This window comes from Flavobacterium plurextorum, from assembly GCF_024638035.1.
Classification (GTDB): Bacteria; Bacteroidota; Bacteroidia; order Flavobacteriales; family Flavobacteriaceae; genus Flavobacterium; species Flavobacterium plurextorum.
Window position 1 is genome coordinate 3,738,705 of record NZ_CP100442.1, and the last position, 15,275, is coordinate 3,753,979.

At 32.2% G+C, this 15,275-nt stretch carries 15 protein-coding genes; 9 read left to right on the forward strand and 6 right to left on the reverse strand.

Going from position 1 to position 15,275, the window contains the following annotated elements:
- Nucleotide 1: 1 nt before the first annotated feature.
- On the forward strand, nucleotides 2-742 hold the full coding sequence (locus NLG42_RS16580) for a hypothetical protein (RefSeq protein WP_257681611.1): 741 nt from the start codon (nucleotides 2-4) through the stop codon (nucleotides 740-742).
- 65 nt (nucleotides 743-807) lie between these two features.
- Here the strand turns inward: NLG42_RS16580 and NLG42_RS16585 are convergent, their stop codons facing one another.
- The gene (locus NLG42_RS16585; protein ID WP_257681612.1) at nucleotides 808-1,329 is read right to left on the reverse strand and encodes a DUF7935 family protein; all 522 of its coding nucleotides are present in this window, start codon (nucleotides 1,327-1,329) and stop codon (nucleotides 808-810) included.
- A 126-nt stretch (nucleotides 1,330-1,455) separates the two neighbouring features.
- Between NLG42_RS16585 and NLG42_RS16590 the strand changes: the two genes are divergently transcribed.
- The 3 genes from NLG42_RS16590 (at nucleotide 1,456) to NLG42_RS16600 (ending at nucleotide 5,660) form a co-directional block, all read left to right on the forward strand.
- The gene (locus NLG42_RS16590) at nucleotides 1,456-2,223 is read left to right on the forward strand and encodes a sulfite exporter TauE/SafE family protein (protein WP_257681613.1); all 768 of its coding nucleotides are present in this window, start codon (nucleotides 1,456-1,458) and stop codon (nucleotides 2,221-2,223) included.
- Nucleotides 2,224-2,583: 360 nt separating this feature from the next.
- Nucleotides 2,584-4,920, forward strand: coding sequence for an ATP-dependent helicase (locus tag NLG42_RS16595; protein ID WP_099718275.1), 2,337 nt, complete (start codon nucleotides 2,584-2,586; stop codon nucleotides 4,918-4,920).
- 119 nt (nucleotides 4,921-5,039) lie between these two features.
- On the forward strand, nucleotides 5,040-5,660 hold the full coding sequence (locus tag NLG42_RS16600) for an L-threonylcarbamoyladenylate synthase (RefSeq protein ID WP_089057838.1): 621 nt from the start codon (nucleotides 5,040-5,042) through the stop codon (nucleotides 5,658-5,660).
- 188 nt (nucleotides 5,661-5,848) lie between these two features.
- Here NLG42_RS16600 and NLG42_RS16605 read toward each other — a convergent pair whose 3' ends face one another.
- From NLG42_RS16605 to NLG42_RS16615, 3 genes are read right to left on the reverse strand one after another with little or no spacing between them, the layout of a single operon-like run.
- On the reverse strand, nucleotides 5,849-6,682 hold the full coding sequence (locus NLG42_RS16605; RefSeq protein ID WP_089057837.1) for an OmpA/MotB family protein: 834 nt from the start codon (nucleotides 6,680-6,682) through the stop codon (nucleotides 5,849-5,851).
- A gap of 34 nt (nucleotides 6,683-6,716) precedes the next feature.
- Nucleotides 6,717-7,736 carry a glycosyltransferase family 2 protein gene (locus NLG42_RS16610; protein WP_257681614.1) on the reverse strand — a complete coding sequence of 340 codons (1,020 nt, stop codon included), beginning with the start codon at nucleotides 7,734-7,736 and terminating at the stop codon, nucleotides 6,717-6,719.
- A gap of 29 nt (nucleotides 7,737-7,765) precedes the next feature.
- A complete protein-coding gene (locus NLG42_RS16615) occupies nucleotides 7,766-8,212 on the reverse strand; it encodes a type I restriction enzyme HsdR N-terminal domain-containing protein (RefSeq protein WP_089055670.1) in 447 nt (148 codons plus the stop codon).
- Between the two features lie 109 nt (nucleotides 8,213-8,321).
- On the opposite strand from NLG42_RS16615, the gene holA reads away from it, so the two are divergent.
- The 3 genes from holA to ettA all read left to right on the forward strand — a co-directional run bounded on the left by holA (nucleotide 8,322) and on the right by ettA (nucleotide 11,332).
- On the forward strand, nucleotides 8,322-9,326 hold the full coding sequence (holA, locus tag NLG42_RS16620) for a DNA polymerase III subunit delta (protein ID WP_089057835.1): 1,005 nt from the start codon (nucleotides 8,322-8,324) through the stop codon (nucleotides 9,324-9,326).
- A gap of 66 nt (nucleotides 9,327-9,392) precedes the next feature.
- Nucleotides 9,393-9,575, forward strand: coding sequence for a CAL67264 family membrane protein (locus tag NLG42_RS16625; RefSeq protein WP_071637907.1), 183 nt, complete (start codon nucleotides 9,393-9,395; stop codon nucleotides 9,573-9,575).
- A 65-nt stretch (nucleotides 9,576-9,640) separates the two neighbouring features.
- Nucleotides 9,641-11,332 carry an energy-dependent translational throttle protein EttA gene (gene ettA, locus NLG42_RS16630; RefSeq protein WP_089057834.1) on the forward strand — a complete coding sequence of 564 codons (1,692 nt, stop codon included), beginning with the start codon at nucleotides 9,641-9,643 and terminating at the stop codon, nucleotides 11,330-11,332.
- 81 nt (nucleotides 11,333-11,413) lie between these two features.
- Here the strand turns inward: ettA and NLG42_RS16635 are convergent, their stop codons facing one another.
- Nucleotides 11,414-12,673 (reverse strand): mechanosensitive ion channel family protein, encoded by a 1,260-nt coding sequence (locus NLG42_RS16635; RefSeq protein ID WP_099718277.1) that lies wholly within the window; start codon nucleotides 12,671-12,673, stop codon nucleotides 11,414-11,416.
- Nucleotides 12,666-12,953 (reverse strand): DUF3817 domain-containing protein, encoded by a 288-nt coding sequence (locus NLG42_RS16640; RefSeq protein WP_089055674.1) that lies wholly within the window; start codon nucleotides 12,951-12,953, stop codon nucleotides 12,666-12,668. The genes NLG42_RS16635 and NLG42_RS16640 overlap by 8 nt, the downstream gene beginning before the upstream one ends.
- Nucleotides 12,954-13,057: 104 nt before the next feature.
- Here NLG42_RS16640 and NLG42_RS16645 point away from each other — a divergent pair, with 104 nt between their 5' ends.
- Complete coding sequence (locus NLG42_RS16645; RefSeq protein ID WP_089057832.1) at nucleotides 13,058-13,591, forward strand: DUF6155 family protein; 534 nt, start codon at nucleotides 13,058-13,060, stop codon at nucleotides 13,589-13,591.
- Between the two features lie 109 nt (nucleotides 13,592-13,700).
- On the forward strand, nucleotides 13,701-15,239 hold the full coding sequence (locus tag NLG42_RS16650; RefSeq protein ID WP_089055676.1) for a DEAD/DEAH box helicase: 1,539 nt from the start codon (nucleotides 13,701-13,703) through the stop codon (nucleotides 15,237-15,239).
- The last annotated feature ends 36 nt before the right edge of the window (nucleotides 15,240-15,275 follow it).

Consider the following 15,275-nt stretch of genomic DNA (forward strand, 5'->3'; position numbering starts at 1 on the left):
TATGAATAAAATTGCTCTGTTTACTTGTTTATTTTTTTGTTTTAATTTGTGGAGTCAAAATTTGTGCAGAACAAAAATTCTAGAGGATGACGAAATATTTCAAAAGAATGAACTAAATAAATATATTAAATATGATTTTTTAGAAGTATGGAATCAAACTGATGCAAATTTGATTTATGGTATTATTGGAGATAATTATGAAAGAATATTGTTTAAGTTTATTTCGATAAAAAGAAGTGAAGAAAAAAGTAATGAATATATAATTTCTGGCAAATCAATGGTTAAGTCAAATCTTTGTGATTTTACAGGAAAAATTACAGTAATAAAGATTCAAGAAGTCAAGCAACCAAAATTTGGTCTTGATGATGAATACAAAAGCAAGGGTATAAAAAATCAAGGGATATTGACTGCAACTTATGAATTTGTAGAAAGTAAGGAGCAAAAAGGTTCAGGTAAATTTCAGGGAATAATGCAATCTCTCTGGTATTTAGATCAGAATGATTTGATGAAATATAATGATATCGAAATTAATTCTGATAAATATTTTAACAACGTTTTTATTGGCGTTTGGAAATCAAATAATACTGGAAAAGAAAAAGTATGTAATTGGGCAGATTATCGTGTACCAAATGTAAATTGTGATTTTGATATTGGAGTTGGTGAATTGAGTGTTTCAAATAAATATCAAAAAAACGGATGGTGGGTTAAACCAAAATTTAAATGGTGGTTAAAAAATATGTAGTCTATAATAAAAGGCAGGATTTACTTAGATATTATATGTAAAAGTAAAATCTTGCCTTTTAGTTTCTACCAAAGTTCAGCAACTTCATTTTTAATATATCCTAAAGCTGCGTTGCTTGGAGATTGTTTTTCTAGTAGGTCATTCAGGATTACTTCACGCAGTTTATCGGCATTTTCTACTTTATCGCTCATTGCAGCTTTACGAATCATTTGGATTGTAGCATTTTTGGCTGTAGTTATAATTGTCCAGCACTCGTCAGACATATAAATTTGCTGCGTTAAATTATGTTCAAACTCTTGTTCAATTTGATCGATTACGTAATTTTCATAATCATGCTTATCGTTTGAAATAGGAGAAATTCTAATTAATAATTTTGTTAAATTAATACGTTCCAAAAATAAAGTCATACGTTCGTACGCCTGTAAACGTATAGGTAAAGATTGCTTTTGATAATCTCTATTCAATAAAAAAGCACGCTTTTTGTCGTTGTTTTTAATGTGCAGTTCAAAAAAACTGTACGCAACAAATCCAGTCACAATTGCAGGTAAAGTATAACTGGCTAATTCTATAATTTTTGTAAAATCCATTTGGGTAATTTTTTAGCAAAAATATGCTTTTTGAGTAAAAATCAAGTTTAAATTTATCGCAATAAACAAAATGTAAGCTTTACTTTTGCATTCAGATTCTCAAAATCTACCAAAAATATACTTTTAATGGATTCATATGTAATACTTTTTCTTTGTTTGGCAGCGTTCGCAGCAGGATTTATCGATGCTATTGTGGGCGGCGGCGGATTAATTCAAACTCCAATGGGGTTAATTTTGTTGCCAAATCTTCCCGTTTCAACAGTTATTGGAAGTTTAAAAATTCCGGCTTTCACTGGAACCGCTTTTGCTGCATTTCAATATCTTAAAAAAGTAGTGATTCAATGGAAATTACTCTTGATTATGATGTGTTTAGCTGTTCCGTCGGCTTTTTTGGGATCTACAATATTAACTATGGTCAGCAATGATTTTATGAAGCCGCTTTTACTTGTTGTTTTATCATTGTTGTTTATATACACGTATGCTAAGAAAAACTTTGGTCAGCATGCTGCGAAAGACCATTCAGAAACCACTCAGATAATTTATGCAGTGGTAATTAGTGTAATTGTTGGTTTTTATGATGGTTTTATTGGTCCTGGAACAGGAAGTTTTTTTGTAGTAGCTTTTATTGCACTTTTGGGTTTTGACTTTTTACACGCTTCTGCAAATGCTAAAATGGTTAATCTGGCGACTAATTTTGGTTCGATTTGTTTATTTATTATTAAAGGAAAAATCATTTGGGCAATTGCAATTCCAATGGCAATTAGTAACGGACTTGGTGGATGGCTTGGTGCAAAATTGGCGATTAATAAAGGAAATGGTTTTATTAGAATTTTCTTTCTAGTTGTAGTTGTTGGAACATTGATTCGATTTGCTTACGACGTTTTCTTCAAATAGTTTATTTAAACCATATAAGTGATATAAGAAATTATAAGCTTTATTTTTAATATGTTTTTCAAAATTGCAGTCAATATAAGCATTTTCAGTGTTTTACTTACAATAGAATTAAATAAACTCATATCACTTATAGGGTTCAAAATATTTAAAGAAAGTCAATTGTTTGAGTTTAGCCCTGATAGAGGCGATATCCTCGTATCCCGATGGCTATCGGGAGGAGAGATAAAGCCGAAAGCAGGGAATCATATTTAATAAAATGCCTATTCTTCGGCTTCAAAAAAACTTAGAACCTTAGCGTCTTAGTATCTTAGGAACTTTCTCTTTAAATTCTTATTTTTGCATCATATGGAGAAAAATTTCATGCAAAAGTACATTGATCAACTCAATGAAGCGCAACGACAACCCGTTCTAAAAAAAGACGGGCCAATGATTATTATTGCTGGTGCAGGTTCGGGGAAAACCCGTGTTTTAACAATTAGAATTGCTTATTTGATGGCTCAAGGTATTGATGCCTTCAATATTTTATCGCTGACTTTTACCAATAAAGCGGCTCGTGAAATGAAACACAGGATTTCGGATATTGTGGGAGCATCTGAAGCAAAAAACCTTTGGATGGGAACTTTTCACTCCATTTTTGCTCGTATTCTGCGTTCAGAATCAGATCATTTAGGGTATCCATCGAATTTTACTATTTACGATTCTCAGGATTCTGCTAGATTAATTTCTTCGATTATTAAAGAAATGCAGCTGGATCGTGATGTTTATAAACCGAAACAGATTTTAGGACGTATTTCAAGTTATAAAAATAGTTTAATTACGGTAAAAGCATATTTCAACAATCCAGAATTAGTTGAGGCCGATGCAATGGCAAAAAGACCTAGATTAGGAGATATTTATCAGCAATATGTAGAGCGTTGTTTTAAAGCAGGTGCAATGGATTTTGATGATTTGTTATTGAAAACCAACGAGTTATTAACTCGTTTTCCTGAGGTTTTGGCTAAATATCAAAACCGTTTTCGTTATATTTTGGTTGATGAGTACCAAGATACGAATCACTCTCAGTATTTGATTGTAAGAGCTTTATCAGATAAATTCCAGAATATTTGTGTGGTTGGAGATGATGCTCAAAGTATCTATGCATTCCGTGGAGCAAATATTAATAACATTCTGAATTTCCAGAAGGATTACGAGGGTGTTATAATGTTCCGTTTAGAGCAAAATTACCGATCAACCCGTAATATTGTTGAAGCCGCAAATACGGTAATGGAGCATAACAAAACCAAACTTGATAAAGTAGTTTGGACAGCAAATGATTTTGGACCTAAAATTAAAGTTCACCGAAGTTTGACTGATGCTGAAGAAGGTCGTTTTGTAGCAAGTACTATCTTTGAACAAAAAATGCAGAATCAGCTTCATAATGGCTCTTTTGCGATTTTGTACCGTACCAATGCGCAGTCTCGTGCAATGGAAGATGCGTTAAGAAAACGTGATATTCCGTATAGAATTTACGGAGGATTATCGTTCTATCAACGTAAAGAAATAAAGGATGTTTTGTGTTATTTGCGTTTAGTAATTAATCCAAAAGATGAAGAAGCGTTGATTCGTGTTATCAATTATCCTGCTCGTGGAATTGGAGATACAACTGTAGAAAAACTTACTATTGCTGCCAATCATTACAAACGATCGATTTGGGAAGTAATGGTTAATATTGATAAAATTGACTTAAAGCTGAATGCTGGAACGAAGAATAAACTGAAGGATTTTGTAACAATGATTCAGAGTTTTCAGGTTATTGATCAAAATCAGGATGCTTTTTATATAACGGACCATGTTGCGAAAAAAACGGGTCTGGTTCAAGAATTGAAAAAAGATGCGACTCCTGAAGGAATGGCAAAAATTCAGAATATTGAAGAACTTTTAAACGGTATTAAAGATTTTACTGAAGGACAAAAAGAAATTGATGGTGCAAGAGGTGCTTTGGCTGAATTTATGGAAGATGTAGCTCTGGCAACAGATTTGGATAAAGATACTAATGATGATGATCGTGTAGCATTGATGACGATTCACTTAGCAAAAGGACTTGAGTTTCCTCATGTTTTTGTAGTTGGTATGGAGGAAGATTTGTTTCCGAGTGCGATGAGTATGAGTACTAGAAGTGAATTGGAAGAAGAACGTCGATTATTTTACGTAGCTTTAACACGTGCAGAACACCAAGCTTATTTAACGTATGCACAATCTCGTTATCGCTGGGGGAAATTGACTGATAGTGAACCTTCACGTTTTATTGAAGAAATCGATGGACAGTTTCTAGAATATTTGACTCCTGCGGAGACTAATTATCGTTATAAATCGCCTATTGACGGAGACATTTTTGGAGATGTTGATAAATCGAAATTGAGATTAGCAAAACCAGTAGGAGGAACGCCTCCAAAACATGTAACGGATAATAATCCGAAGCCAGATTTAAATATTCGAAAGTTAAAACCTGTTGCAGGAAATGCGCCTGTAAGTTCAGGTGCTAATTTGTTTGATAATAAGTTAACGGTTGGAAATGTTGTAATGCACGAACGTTTTGGAAAAGGCGAAGTGGTTAATCTTGAAGGTGTTGGAGCTGATAAAAAAGCAGAGATCAAATTTGAAGTAGGAGGTATTAAAAAGCTTTTGCTGAGATTTGCTAAATTAGATGTGGTGGGATAAATATATGTTTCAAGTTTCAGGTTTGAAGTTTCAGGTTTTGGAGCACAAACTTGAAACTTGACTCGAGGCAGAATGCCGAACAGGCGAAGCAAACAAAAGAAACTTGAAACAAAAATATTATGGCGGAATTTATAAAAATATACCCAGATAAACCTAGTGAAGCTGCGATTGCAAAGGTTGTAAAAGTGCTTCAAAATGGAGGTTTGGTAATTTATCCAACAGATACTGTTTACGGTTTAGGTTGTGATATTACTAATTCGCGTGCTTTAGAAAAAATCGCAAAAATTAAAGGAGTTAAACTAGAGAAAGCAAATTTTTCGTTTATTTGTCATGATTTAAGTAATTTATCAGATTATGTACGCCAGATTAATACATCAACTTTTAAAATACTAAAAAGAGCTTTACCAGGACCCTATACTTTTATTTTGCCAGGGAATAATAATTTGCCTAAAGAGTTTAAAAAGAAAACTACTGTGGGTATTCGTGTTCCTGATAATAATATTATTTTAGAAATTGTTCGCCAATTAGGGAATCCAGTTGTTTCAACTTCGATTCGAGATGAAGATGATGTAATTGAATACACAACAGATCCTGAATTAATTTTTGAAAAATGGCAAAATCTTGTAGATTTGGTAATTGATGGAGGTTATGGAGATAATGTAGGATCGACAATTATTGACTTGTCAGAACACGAGCCGGTTATTGTCAGAGAAGGAAAGGGAGATATAGGAATTTTGTAAAAAAAAACTTAAATCGTATAAAAGTTAAAAATAAATACCTAACTTTAATAAAGTTATAATTTAGTTAGTTAATTTAAAAATAATGCTATTCTTGATTTATATTTAATTGGTTATTAAAAAAATTAAGGATACATAAAAGCAGGTCAATTGACCTGCTTTTTCTGTATAATAAAGTATGTTACTTTAAATTATTTTGCTTGTTTTTTCATTTCTTTTTCAATCATGTCGTAGAACTGATCGATTTTTGGCATAACAACAATACGAGTTCTTCTGTTACGAGCTCTGTCATCTGGAGTATCATTAGCTACTAATGGTACATAAGAACTTCTACCAGCTGCGATTAATTTTGCAGGGTTAACACCAAGGTCATTTGTTAATACACGTACAATAGAAGTTGAACGTTTAACACTTAAATCCCAGTTGTCTAACAAGATTCCGTTGCTTTTGTATGGTACATTATCTGTGTGACCTTCAACCATACATTCAAAATCAGGTTTGTCGTTTACTACTTTTGCAACTTTAGCCAAAACACCTTTAGCTTTGTCAGTTACATCATAGCTACCACTTTTGAATAATAATTTGTCTGCGATAGAAATAAATACAACTCCTTTTTCTACGTTGATTTCGATATCTGGATCATTGATTCCAACAGCACCTTTCAAGCTTGTAACTAAAGCTAAAGTTACACTGTCTTTTTTAGTAAGTGCATCTTGAAGTCTAGAGATTTTTAAATCTTTTTCTTTCAAGCTTTCTAAAGATTTTTCAAGGTTTTCAGCTCCTTTAGTAGTTAAAACAGTTAAGTCTTTAGAAGTACTGATTAAGTCTTGATTGTGTTGTTTATAGCTTTCTGCTGTAGCGGCCAATGCAGCTTTTTCAGTTAAACAAGAATTTAACTTAACAGTACAAGAGTTTAGTAAGTCTTGAGTTTCTTTGTTCTTAGCTTCTAATGCTGCGTATTGCTTTTTCGATACACACGAAGTTAAGGCCATTAATACTGATAGTGCGATAACTATTTTTCTCATAGGTATTATATTTAATTAAACGTTGATTACAAATTTAGTTTTTAATATTTTGATTACTGTTAAAGATTTCTTTAAAAACCAGTAATTTCTTTATGTAATACAAGTAAACGATACTTTTTACGGTATAGTATTTTTGTATTTGAAAATCTTTGCGGTGTCTTAGATACTTTAAAGATATGCAATAAAATGAAAAATGTGCTTTTAGAATGGCAAAAGTATGTTTGAACTTACCTTGTGTAAGAAAACGGATACCAGCAATTCCGTCTAAAACCATTCTAAAGAAAATCACAAAAAATAATCCTTTTTTTGGAAGGTTTTTAACCAGCATTAATAGAGAATTTCTAAAATTCAAAAAAGTTTTCTTCGGATTTCCTTGTTGTAATGTAGCGCCGCCAACGTGATACACTACAGATTTCGAATTGTACTTTATTATATGCCCTTCATTTGCGGCACGCCAGCATAAATCAATTTCTTCTTGATGCGCAAAAAAGGTCTCATCAAAACCACCTAATTCATGGTATACTTTCTTTCTAATAAAAAAGCAAGCTCCCGAAGCCCAAAATAATTCGCAATTATCATCGTATTGACCATTGTCTTTTTCTATTGTATCAAAGATTCTTCCTCTGCAAAAGGGAAAACCATATTTATCAATAAAACCTCCAGCTGCTCCCGCATATTCAAAGTACTCTTTGTTTTTGAAATCAAGAATTTTAGGCTGAATAATGGCTGTTTGCTTTTCTTTCTCAAAAGTATCAACAATAGGCTGCAGCCAATTTTCGGTTACTTCAATATCAGAATTTACTAATGCATAAATTTCTGCATCTATATGCTGAAGCGCATCATTGTAACCTTTTGCAAAACCATGGTTGCCGGTATTTTGTACAATTTTTATAGTGGGAAAATTTCTCTTTACGAAATCAATAGAATCATCTGTTGAAGCATTATCTGCTACATATATAGAGGCCTCTTCTGAATACTGTAAAATAGACGGTAAAAATTGCTCTAACAATTTTACTCCGTTCCAGTTTAAAATGACAACAGCTATTTTATCCAAAAGTAATTTTTATTTATTTTAATATTATTTTATTCGCCGTAATTTGGCAGACCTCTTAAAAACTGATATTTTTCATTCTCAAAATCCATTTGACAGTAAAAATGACTCAGTCCGTTTGTTACATTCAAAAACCGTGCCTGCATTGTCATATTGTAACGTGCAATTTGATCAAAAGTTGTTTGTGATATTTTAACCTCTGGAGCTTTGCACTCTACCAATATGTGTATAGTACCGTCTGAATTAAAAACGACGACATCATATCTTTTTCGCAAACCATTGACTGTTAAAACTTTCTCTACGTTTATAAGCGATTTAGGATATTTTTTTTCGTTCATTAAATAATGAACTACATGCTGACGAACCCATTCTTCTGGAGTAAGAATGATAAATTTTTTCCTGATTTCATCAAAAATAGACACTTTATTTTCGCTATTTTTGAATCGGAAAGTATAAGAAGGGAAATTTAGCTTTAACATAAAGCAAAAATATAAAATAGTTTCAGGTTTCTCCCGAAGTCTTGGGATAAAGTTTCAAGTTATTGAGGCGGGAAATTTGAAGCTTGAAAGGTGAAACAAAAAAAATTGAATGGACGAAGTTATAAAAATTGTTAATGATATAAAGGCAGGGAATATAAAGCCTATTTACTTTTTAATGGGTGAAGAACCTTATTATATAGATAAGTTGTCTGAATATATAGAACAAAATGTACTGGCTGAAGAAGAGAGAGGTTTTAATCAAACTGTTTTATACGGAAGAGATGTTTCTGTAGAAGATATTGTTTCAACGGCCAAGCGCTATCCTATGATGGCTGATCGTCAGGTTGTTATTGTGAAAGAAGCGCAGGATTTATCAAGAACAATAGATAAAATAGAGTCGTACGTTAATAATCCGATGGAAACTACGGTTTTGGTTTTTTGCTATAAATACAAAACTCTTGATAAGCGAAAAAAAGTGACTAAACTTTTAGCTCAAAACGGAATTGTTTTCGAAAGTAAAAAATTATACGAAAATCAAGTTGGAGATTGGATAAAACGTATCCTTGCAGGAAAAAAATACACAATTGATCCAAAAGCAAATGCAATGCTGGTTGAGTTTTTAGGAACTGATTTGAGTAAAATCAATAATGAGTTAGAGAAATTACAAATCATTTTACCTCAAGGAACAATGATTACGCCTCAACATATTGAGGAAAATATTGGTTTTAGTAAAGATTATAATGTTTTTGAACTTCGTAAAGCTATTGGAGAACGCAATCAGTTAAAAGCCTATAAAATTGCTGAAAATTTTGCGCATAACCCAAAAGAATATCCATTAGTTATGACTACGGGATTAGTGTTTGGTTTTTTTATTCAGCTTTTAAAATACCACGGACTTAAAGATAAGAATCCTAAAAATGTTGCTGCCGCAATTGGTGTAAATCCTTATTTTTTAAAGGAATATGATTTAGCTGTGAAAAATTATCCAATGCGAAAAGTAAGTCAAATCGTTGGTGCATTACGTGATATTGATGTTAAAAGTAAAGGAGTTGGAGCGAATGCTTTACCACAGTCGGATTTGTTAAAAGAAATGCTGTATAAAATATTTAATTAAGCCGTTAAAATTCACGATATTTGCCTTTCTAAAAAATTTACTACTTAAAATAATAATTACACAATTATGGGAATGAATAAAAATACCGTTTTAGGATGGGCTACTTTTATAATGGTACTTATGGGATTGTTGCTTATAGGTCTTGGTGCTTTTAGATACAGAGATGTTTCTGGCTGGGGATTTGCGGCGGCAGGTGTTGGTTTTTTTGCCAACGCTTGGGTTTTTAATGCATTGAAAGGCAGAGTTTAGTTTAAGTTTGCCAAATTGAATTATGGCATAAAATCATAGAAAATAAATAATTAAAAATAAATAGAATGTCAGACGATAAGAAAGTAATTTTCTCAATGCAGAAATTGAGTAAAACCTATCAAGGAGCAGACAAACCGGTACTTAAAAACATTTATTTGAGTTTCTTTTACGGAGCTAAAATTGGTATTTTAGGACTTAACGGTTCTGGAAAATCTTCTCTTTTAAAAATTATTGCAGGAGTTGATAAAAATTATCAAGGAGATGTAGTTTTTCAACCAGGTTATACAGTAGGTTATTTAGAGCAAGAGCCAATTCTTGATGATTCTAAAACTGTTATCGAAATTGTACGTGAAGGAGCAGCTGAAACGATGGCTGTTTTAGAAGAATACAACCAAATTAATGATTTATTTGGTCTTGAAGAGAATTACTCAGATCCAGATAAAATGGATAAATTGATGGATCGTCAGGCAGCTTTACAAGACAAAATTGATGCTCTTGGTGCTTGGGAAATCGATACTAAATTAGAAATCGCAATGGATGCTTTGCGTACACCGGAAGGTGATACTCCAATTAAAAATCTTTCTGGAGGTGAGCGTCGTCGTGTAGCTTTATGTCGTTTGTTATTGCAGCAACCAGATGTATTATTATTAGATGAGCCTACCAACCACCTTGATGCTGAGTCTGTACTTTGGTTAGAGCAGCATTTAGCACAATATTCAGGAACTGTTATTGCAGTAACGCACGACCGTTATTTCCTTGATAATGTTGCTGGATGGATTCTGGAATTGGATAGAGGAGAAGGTATTCCATGGAAAGGGAATTATTCTTCTTGGTTAGATCAAAAATCAAACCGTATGGCTCAAGAAGAAAAAGTAGCTTCAAAACGAAGAAAAACTTTAGAACGTGAGTTAGAATGGGTTCGTCAAGGTGCAAAAGGACGTCAAACCAAACAAAAAGCACGTTTGCAGAATTACGATAAATTATTAAATGAAGACCAAAAACAATTGGATGAAAACTTGGAAATCTACATTCCAAATGGTCCTCGTTTAGGTACAAATGTTATCGAAGCGAAGAATGTTGCCAAAGCTTTTGGAGACAAATTATTATACGATAATTTGAACTTTACTTTGCCGCAAGCTGGTATTGTTGGAATTATTGGACCAAACGGTGCTGGTAAATCTACCATCTTCAAAATGATTATGGGTGAGGAAAAAACAGATAGTGGAGAATTTTCAGTTGGTGATACTGTAAAAATCGCTTATGTAGATCAATCTCACTCAAACATTGATCCTAATAAATCTATTTGGGAAAACTTTGCTGATGGTCAGGAGTTGATTATGATGGGAGGAAAGCAGGTTAATTCAAGAGCTTATCTATCTCGTTTCAATTTTGGCGGCGGTGAGCAAAATAAAAAAGTATCTATGTTATCAGGTGGTGAGCGTAACCGTTTACACTTAGCAATGACTTTGAAAGAAGAAGGAAACGTACTTTTACTGGATGAGCCAACGAATGACTTGGATGTGAATACACTTCGTGCTCTTGAAGAAGGTTTAGAGAATTTTGCTGGTTGTGCAGTAATTATTTCTCACGACAGATGGTTCTTAGATAGAATTTGTACACACATCTTAGCTTTTGAAGGAGATTCTGAAGTTTATTTCTTCGAAGGAAGTTTCTCTGATTACGAAGAAAACAAAAAGAAACGTCTTGGTGGTGATTTAACTCCAAAGCGTTTGAAATATAGAAAATTAATTAGATAATAATTGATTTCTAAAAATGTAAAAAGCCTCAAGTTCAATTGAATTTGAGGCTTTTTTTAATATCTTATTTATAAGAGTAAACTATCTGTCTAAATGACCAATCTGTGACGGCAGTTCAAATATTTCAAGATCAAAATATATAACCGATGCCATTATGTGATCGAAAATATCAGACATAATGTATTCGTAATTTGCCCAGCGTTTATCACTAGAAAAAGCATAAATTTCTAATGGTACGCCATGAGCACTAGATTGCAATTGTCGACACATAATATGCATATCCTTATTTAATCCTGGGTGTGTTACAAGATACTGCATGATGTATTTTCTAAACAATCCTAAGTTGGTCATATTGCGGCCATTAAGAGCAAGAGATTTATCAATTCCTCGAAGATCGTTATATTTCTCAATTTCAGCTTGTCTTGTTTCGATATAAGAACTTATCAGCTGCACTTTTTTCATATGATTAAGATCATCATTATTCAAAAAGCGAATACTGCTGCTTTTTATCAAAACGTGTCGTTTTATACGTCTTCCGTCAGATTTTTGCATTCCGCGCCAGTTCTGAAAAGAATCGGAACTCAAGGCATACGTTGGAATCGTTGTTATCGTATTATCAAAATTTCGAACTTTTACAGTTGTCAAGTTAATTTCGATAACATCACCATCTGCGCCAAATTTGTCCATTGTGATCCAGTCACCAATACGAACCATATCATTAATGGCAACTTGAACACTTGAAACAAATCCTAAAATTGTATCTCTAAAAATTAAAATAATAATTGCCGAAAGTGTTCCTAGAATAGTCAGCAATTCGCCTTTCTTAATTCCGAATAAAGTCGAAATAATCATGGCAACACCAAAAATCCAAAGCACGATCATAATAACCTGAACAAAACTGTCAATTGGTTTGTCGCTGTATTCTGGTTTTTGCTTTAAATAATCACGAAGCGCATTAAAAATAGTTCTGATGATCCATAAACTAATCAAAACAATATAAATTCCGACTATTTTTCCAAACATCAATTCCCAATACTCATACTTATCTAGAATGATTGGAACAGCTTTATAAATAAAGAAAAACGGAATTAAATAGGCAGTATATTTAGTTGTTTTATTATGAATTAAATAATCATCAAATTTTGTTTTTGTACGCTGTGCAAAAACAGCAGTTAAGGTAACCAGAACAAATTTTGCGGCATAATAAATGGCATAAGCCAAAGCTATCATAACGACAATATTAAAAATCAGGCTGATGTACGACGCAACATTGCGGTTCATTCCCCAATCTCTAAAAAGCGGATATAAAAAATTAAATATTTTATCCAAAAATTTATGCATTACTTTCTAAATACTTTTTCTCAATATAGAATGTTCCAAAAGGAATTAATGATGCAACAAGAATAATTAAAAACGTTTTAAAATCCCAGTTTTGAGATTTTCTCAATAATACCGCTAATATAATGTAACCAATAAATAAAACGCCATGTGTCATTCCTAATGGACGTAATAAAGTATGATATAGTTCTGGGTTGTTAGTTTTAATAAAAAGCATATTAGCAAATAATACTAAATAAGAGATTCCCTCTAAAATCGCAGTAACTTTAAAAATCTTGAGCATATATCTATTTTTTTGAAATTATAGCAGCAAAATTAAGGATTCTTGTTGGTTTTTGAGTTATGTATCAATAAAGTAATTTACTTTTACAATCTTAAACTTTGATAATGAGCAAGCGTGATTTAAAAAAATATTTGACCGAATTGAGTAAAGAACAACTCGAGGAGCAGCTTATGGAGTTGTATGAGAAATTCAGTCCCGTAAAAGTTTATTATGATTTTGTTTTTAATCCAAAAGAAGACAAACTTTTACAAGAATCTAAGGTTAAAATTTCGCAAGAATATTTTCCTGTAAAAAAAGCAGGTGCAAAACGGTATCCAAAAGCAAAAATGCGTCGCTCTGTAGCTCAGAAGATTATCAAACATTTTATTATGCTTGGAGTTGATTCGTTCATTACAGCTGATATAATGCTGTATAATATAGAAATTGCTCAAACTTATTCTTCTCAAAATTTTGTAAAACAGGAATTATTTTACAAAAGCATGTTAAATTCATTTGAACAAGCTGTTAACTTTATAGTTTCAAATGGAATTTTAGCTGAGTTTAAAACAAGAATTGAGGGAATAAATGAAATGGTTTTAGAACAAAAATGGAGAAATAAGTACGATTTTGAAGCTATTTTAGACAAATTAAGCCTCTAAAATGCATTCCCATAAAAAATCTTATTTATAAAAAAACATTTATTTTAGGTTAAAATAAGATGAATAACTGTTTTTTCGGTGTATTTTTGCAAAAATCCAAAAACAAACAATGTCTCAAAACACTTTAGAAATAGAAAGAGAAGAGAAAAAAGAACTTTATGCATACCAAAAAGGCGATATCGATGCCATTTTTGAACGTTTAGATAATGCTCCTTCAAAACATCATTTATTATATCAATTGCCTACAGGCGGTGGAAAAACTGTGATTTTTTCTGAAATCGTTCGTCGCTATTTATCTAATAATGATAAAAAAGTAGTGGTATTAACACACCGTATTGAACTTTGTAAACAAACCTCAAAAATGCTTAAGGGGTTTGGCGTAAGCAATAAAATCATTAACAGTAAAGTAAAAGAACTTCCTGACCAAAATGATTTTTCATGTTTTGTCGCAATGGTTGAAACTTTAAAAAACCGTATCAATGATGAAAAACTGCATCTTGATAATATTGGTTTGGTTATTATTGATGAAGCACATTACAATTCATTTAGAAAATTATTAAACTCATTTAAAAATGCTTTTATTCTTGGAGTAACTGCAACACCTTTGAGTTCGAATATAAAATTACCAATGCATCAAAGTTATGATGAACTTATTGTAGGTGATACAATTGGTTCATTGATTGATCAAGGATTTTTGGCTAGAGCAACTACATATAGTTATGATGTTGGTTTAACTTCGCTTAAAGTTGGTATAAATGGTGATTATACAGTAAAATCATCTGATGATTTATATACTAATACTTTAATGCAGGAGAAATTACTGCATGCCTATACTGAACGCTCTTTAGGTAAAAAAACGTTGATTTTTAATAACGGTATTCATACTTCTTTATATGTTTATGAAACTTTTAGAGAAGCAGGTTATGATATTAGACATTTAGACAACACGAGCAGTTCTGAGGAACGTAAAGATATTTTGCAGTGGTTCAAGAAAACTCCGGATGCGATTTTAACTTCAGTTGGAATTTTGACAACTGGATTTGATGAACCTACAGTTGAAACTATTATTTTAAACAGAGCGACAAAATCATTAACTTTATATTATCAGATGATTGGTCGTGGTTCTCGTAAATTGCCTGGCAAAGATGAGTTTACGGTTATTGATTTAGGTAACAATGCAGCTCGTTTTGGATTATGGAGTGAACCAGTAAACTGGCAGCACATTTTTAAATCTCCAGAATTTTATCTTGAAAATCTGAGAGATGATACTGAGATCGAAATGTTCTTTAAATACACTATGCCTCCTGAGTTAAGAGCAAAATTCAGTAAAACAGCTGAAGTTACTTTTGATGTAGATGAAGAGCATAAATTGGCAATAAAACAAAATTTACGTTCTAAAATTGTATTAGACAAATCGTTGGATCAACATGCTGCAATGTGTGTAGATAATACAGAAACGCTTCAGGAAGCAAAATCATTATCTAAAGAATTAGATGACGATATTGAGTGCCGTATTAAGCGTTATGCAAAATGTTTAAGTCAATGCAGTAAAAACTACCGCGAGTGGCTTCTAGATGATTACAAGCAAAGATTAACCTTATTAGTAGGTAAAAAATATCGTGAAAAAATCATGAACGAACCAGATTGATAATTTGAAGTTCTATTTGTTTCAGGTTTCATGTTT

What these genes read in the sequence shown, in the direction of transcription:
- ettA (WP_089057834.1), top strand. Translation starts at nt 9,641, where the DNA reads ATGTCAGACGATAAGAAAGTAATTTTCTCAATGCAGAAATTGAGTAAA.
- NLG42_RS16590 (WP_257681613.1), top strand. Translation starts at nt 1,456, where the DNA reads ATGGATTCATATGTAATACTTTTTCTTTGTTTGGCAGCGTTCGCAGCA.
- NLG42_RS16645 (WP_089057832.1), top strand. Translation starts at nt 13,058, where the DNA reads ATGAGCAAGCGTGATTTAAAAAAATATTTGACCGAATTGAGTAAAGAA.
- NLG42_RS16615 (WP_089055670.1), bottom strand. Translation starts at nt 8,212, where the DNA reads ATGTTAAAGCTAAATTTCCCTTCTTATACTTTCCGATTCAAAAATAGC.
- holA (WP_089057835.1), top strand. Translation starts at nt 8,322, where the DNA reads ATGGACGAAGTTATAAAAATTGTTAATGATATAAAGGCAGGGAATATA.
- NLG42_RS16605 (WP_089057837.1), bottom strand. Translation starts at nt 6,682, where the DNA reads ATGAGAAAAATAGTTATCGCACTATCAGTATTAATGGCCTTAACTTCG.
- NLG42_RS16580 (WP_257681611.1), top strand. Translation starts at nt 2, where the DNA reads ATGAATAAAATTGCTCTGTTTACTTGTTTATTTTTTTGTTTTAATTTG.
- NLG42_RS16635 (WP_099718277.1), bottom strand. Translation starts at nt 12,673, where the DNA reads ATGCATAAATTTTTGGATAAAATATTTAATTTTTTATATCCGCTTTTT.
- NLG42_RS16640 (WP_089055674.1), bottom strand. Translation starts at nt 12,953, where the DNA reads ATGCTCAAGATTTTTAAAGTTACTGCGATTTTAGAGGGAATCTCTTAT.
- NLG42_RS16585 (WP_257681612.1), bottom strand. Translation starts at nt 1,329, where the DNA reads ATGGATTTTACAAAAATTATAGAATTAGCCAGTTATACTTTACCTGCA.
- NLG42_RS16600 (WP_089057838.1), top strand. Translation starts at nt 5,040, where the DNA reads ATGGCGGAATTTATAAAAATATACCCAGATAAACCTAGTGAAGCTGCG.
- NLG42_RS16625 (WP_071637907.1), top strand. Translation starts at nt 9,393, where the DNA reads ATGGGAATGAATAAAAATACCGTTTTAGGATGGGCTACTTTTATAATG.
- NLG42_RS16650 (WP_089055676.1), top strand. Translation starts at nt 13,701, where the DNA reads ATGTCTCAAAACACTTTAGAAATAGAAAGAGAAGAGAAAAAAGAACTT.
- NLG42_RS16595 (WP_099718275.1), top strand. Translation starts at nt 2,584, where the DNA reads ATGCAAAAGTACATTGATCAACTCAATGAAGCGCAACGACAACCCGTT.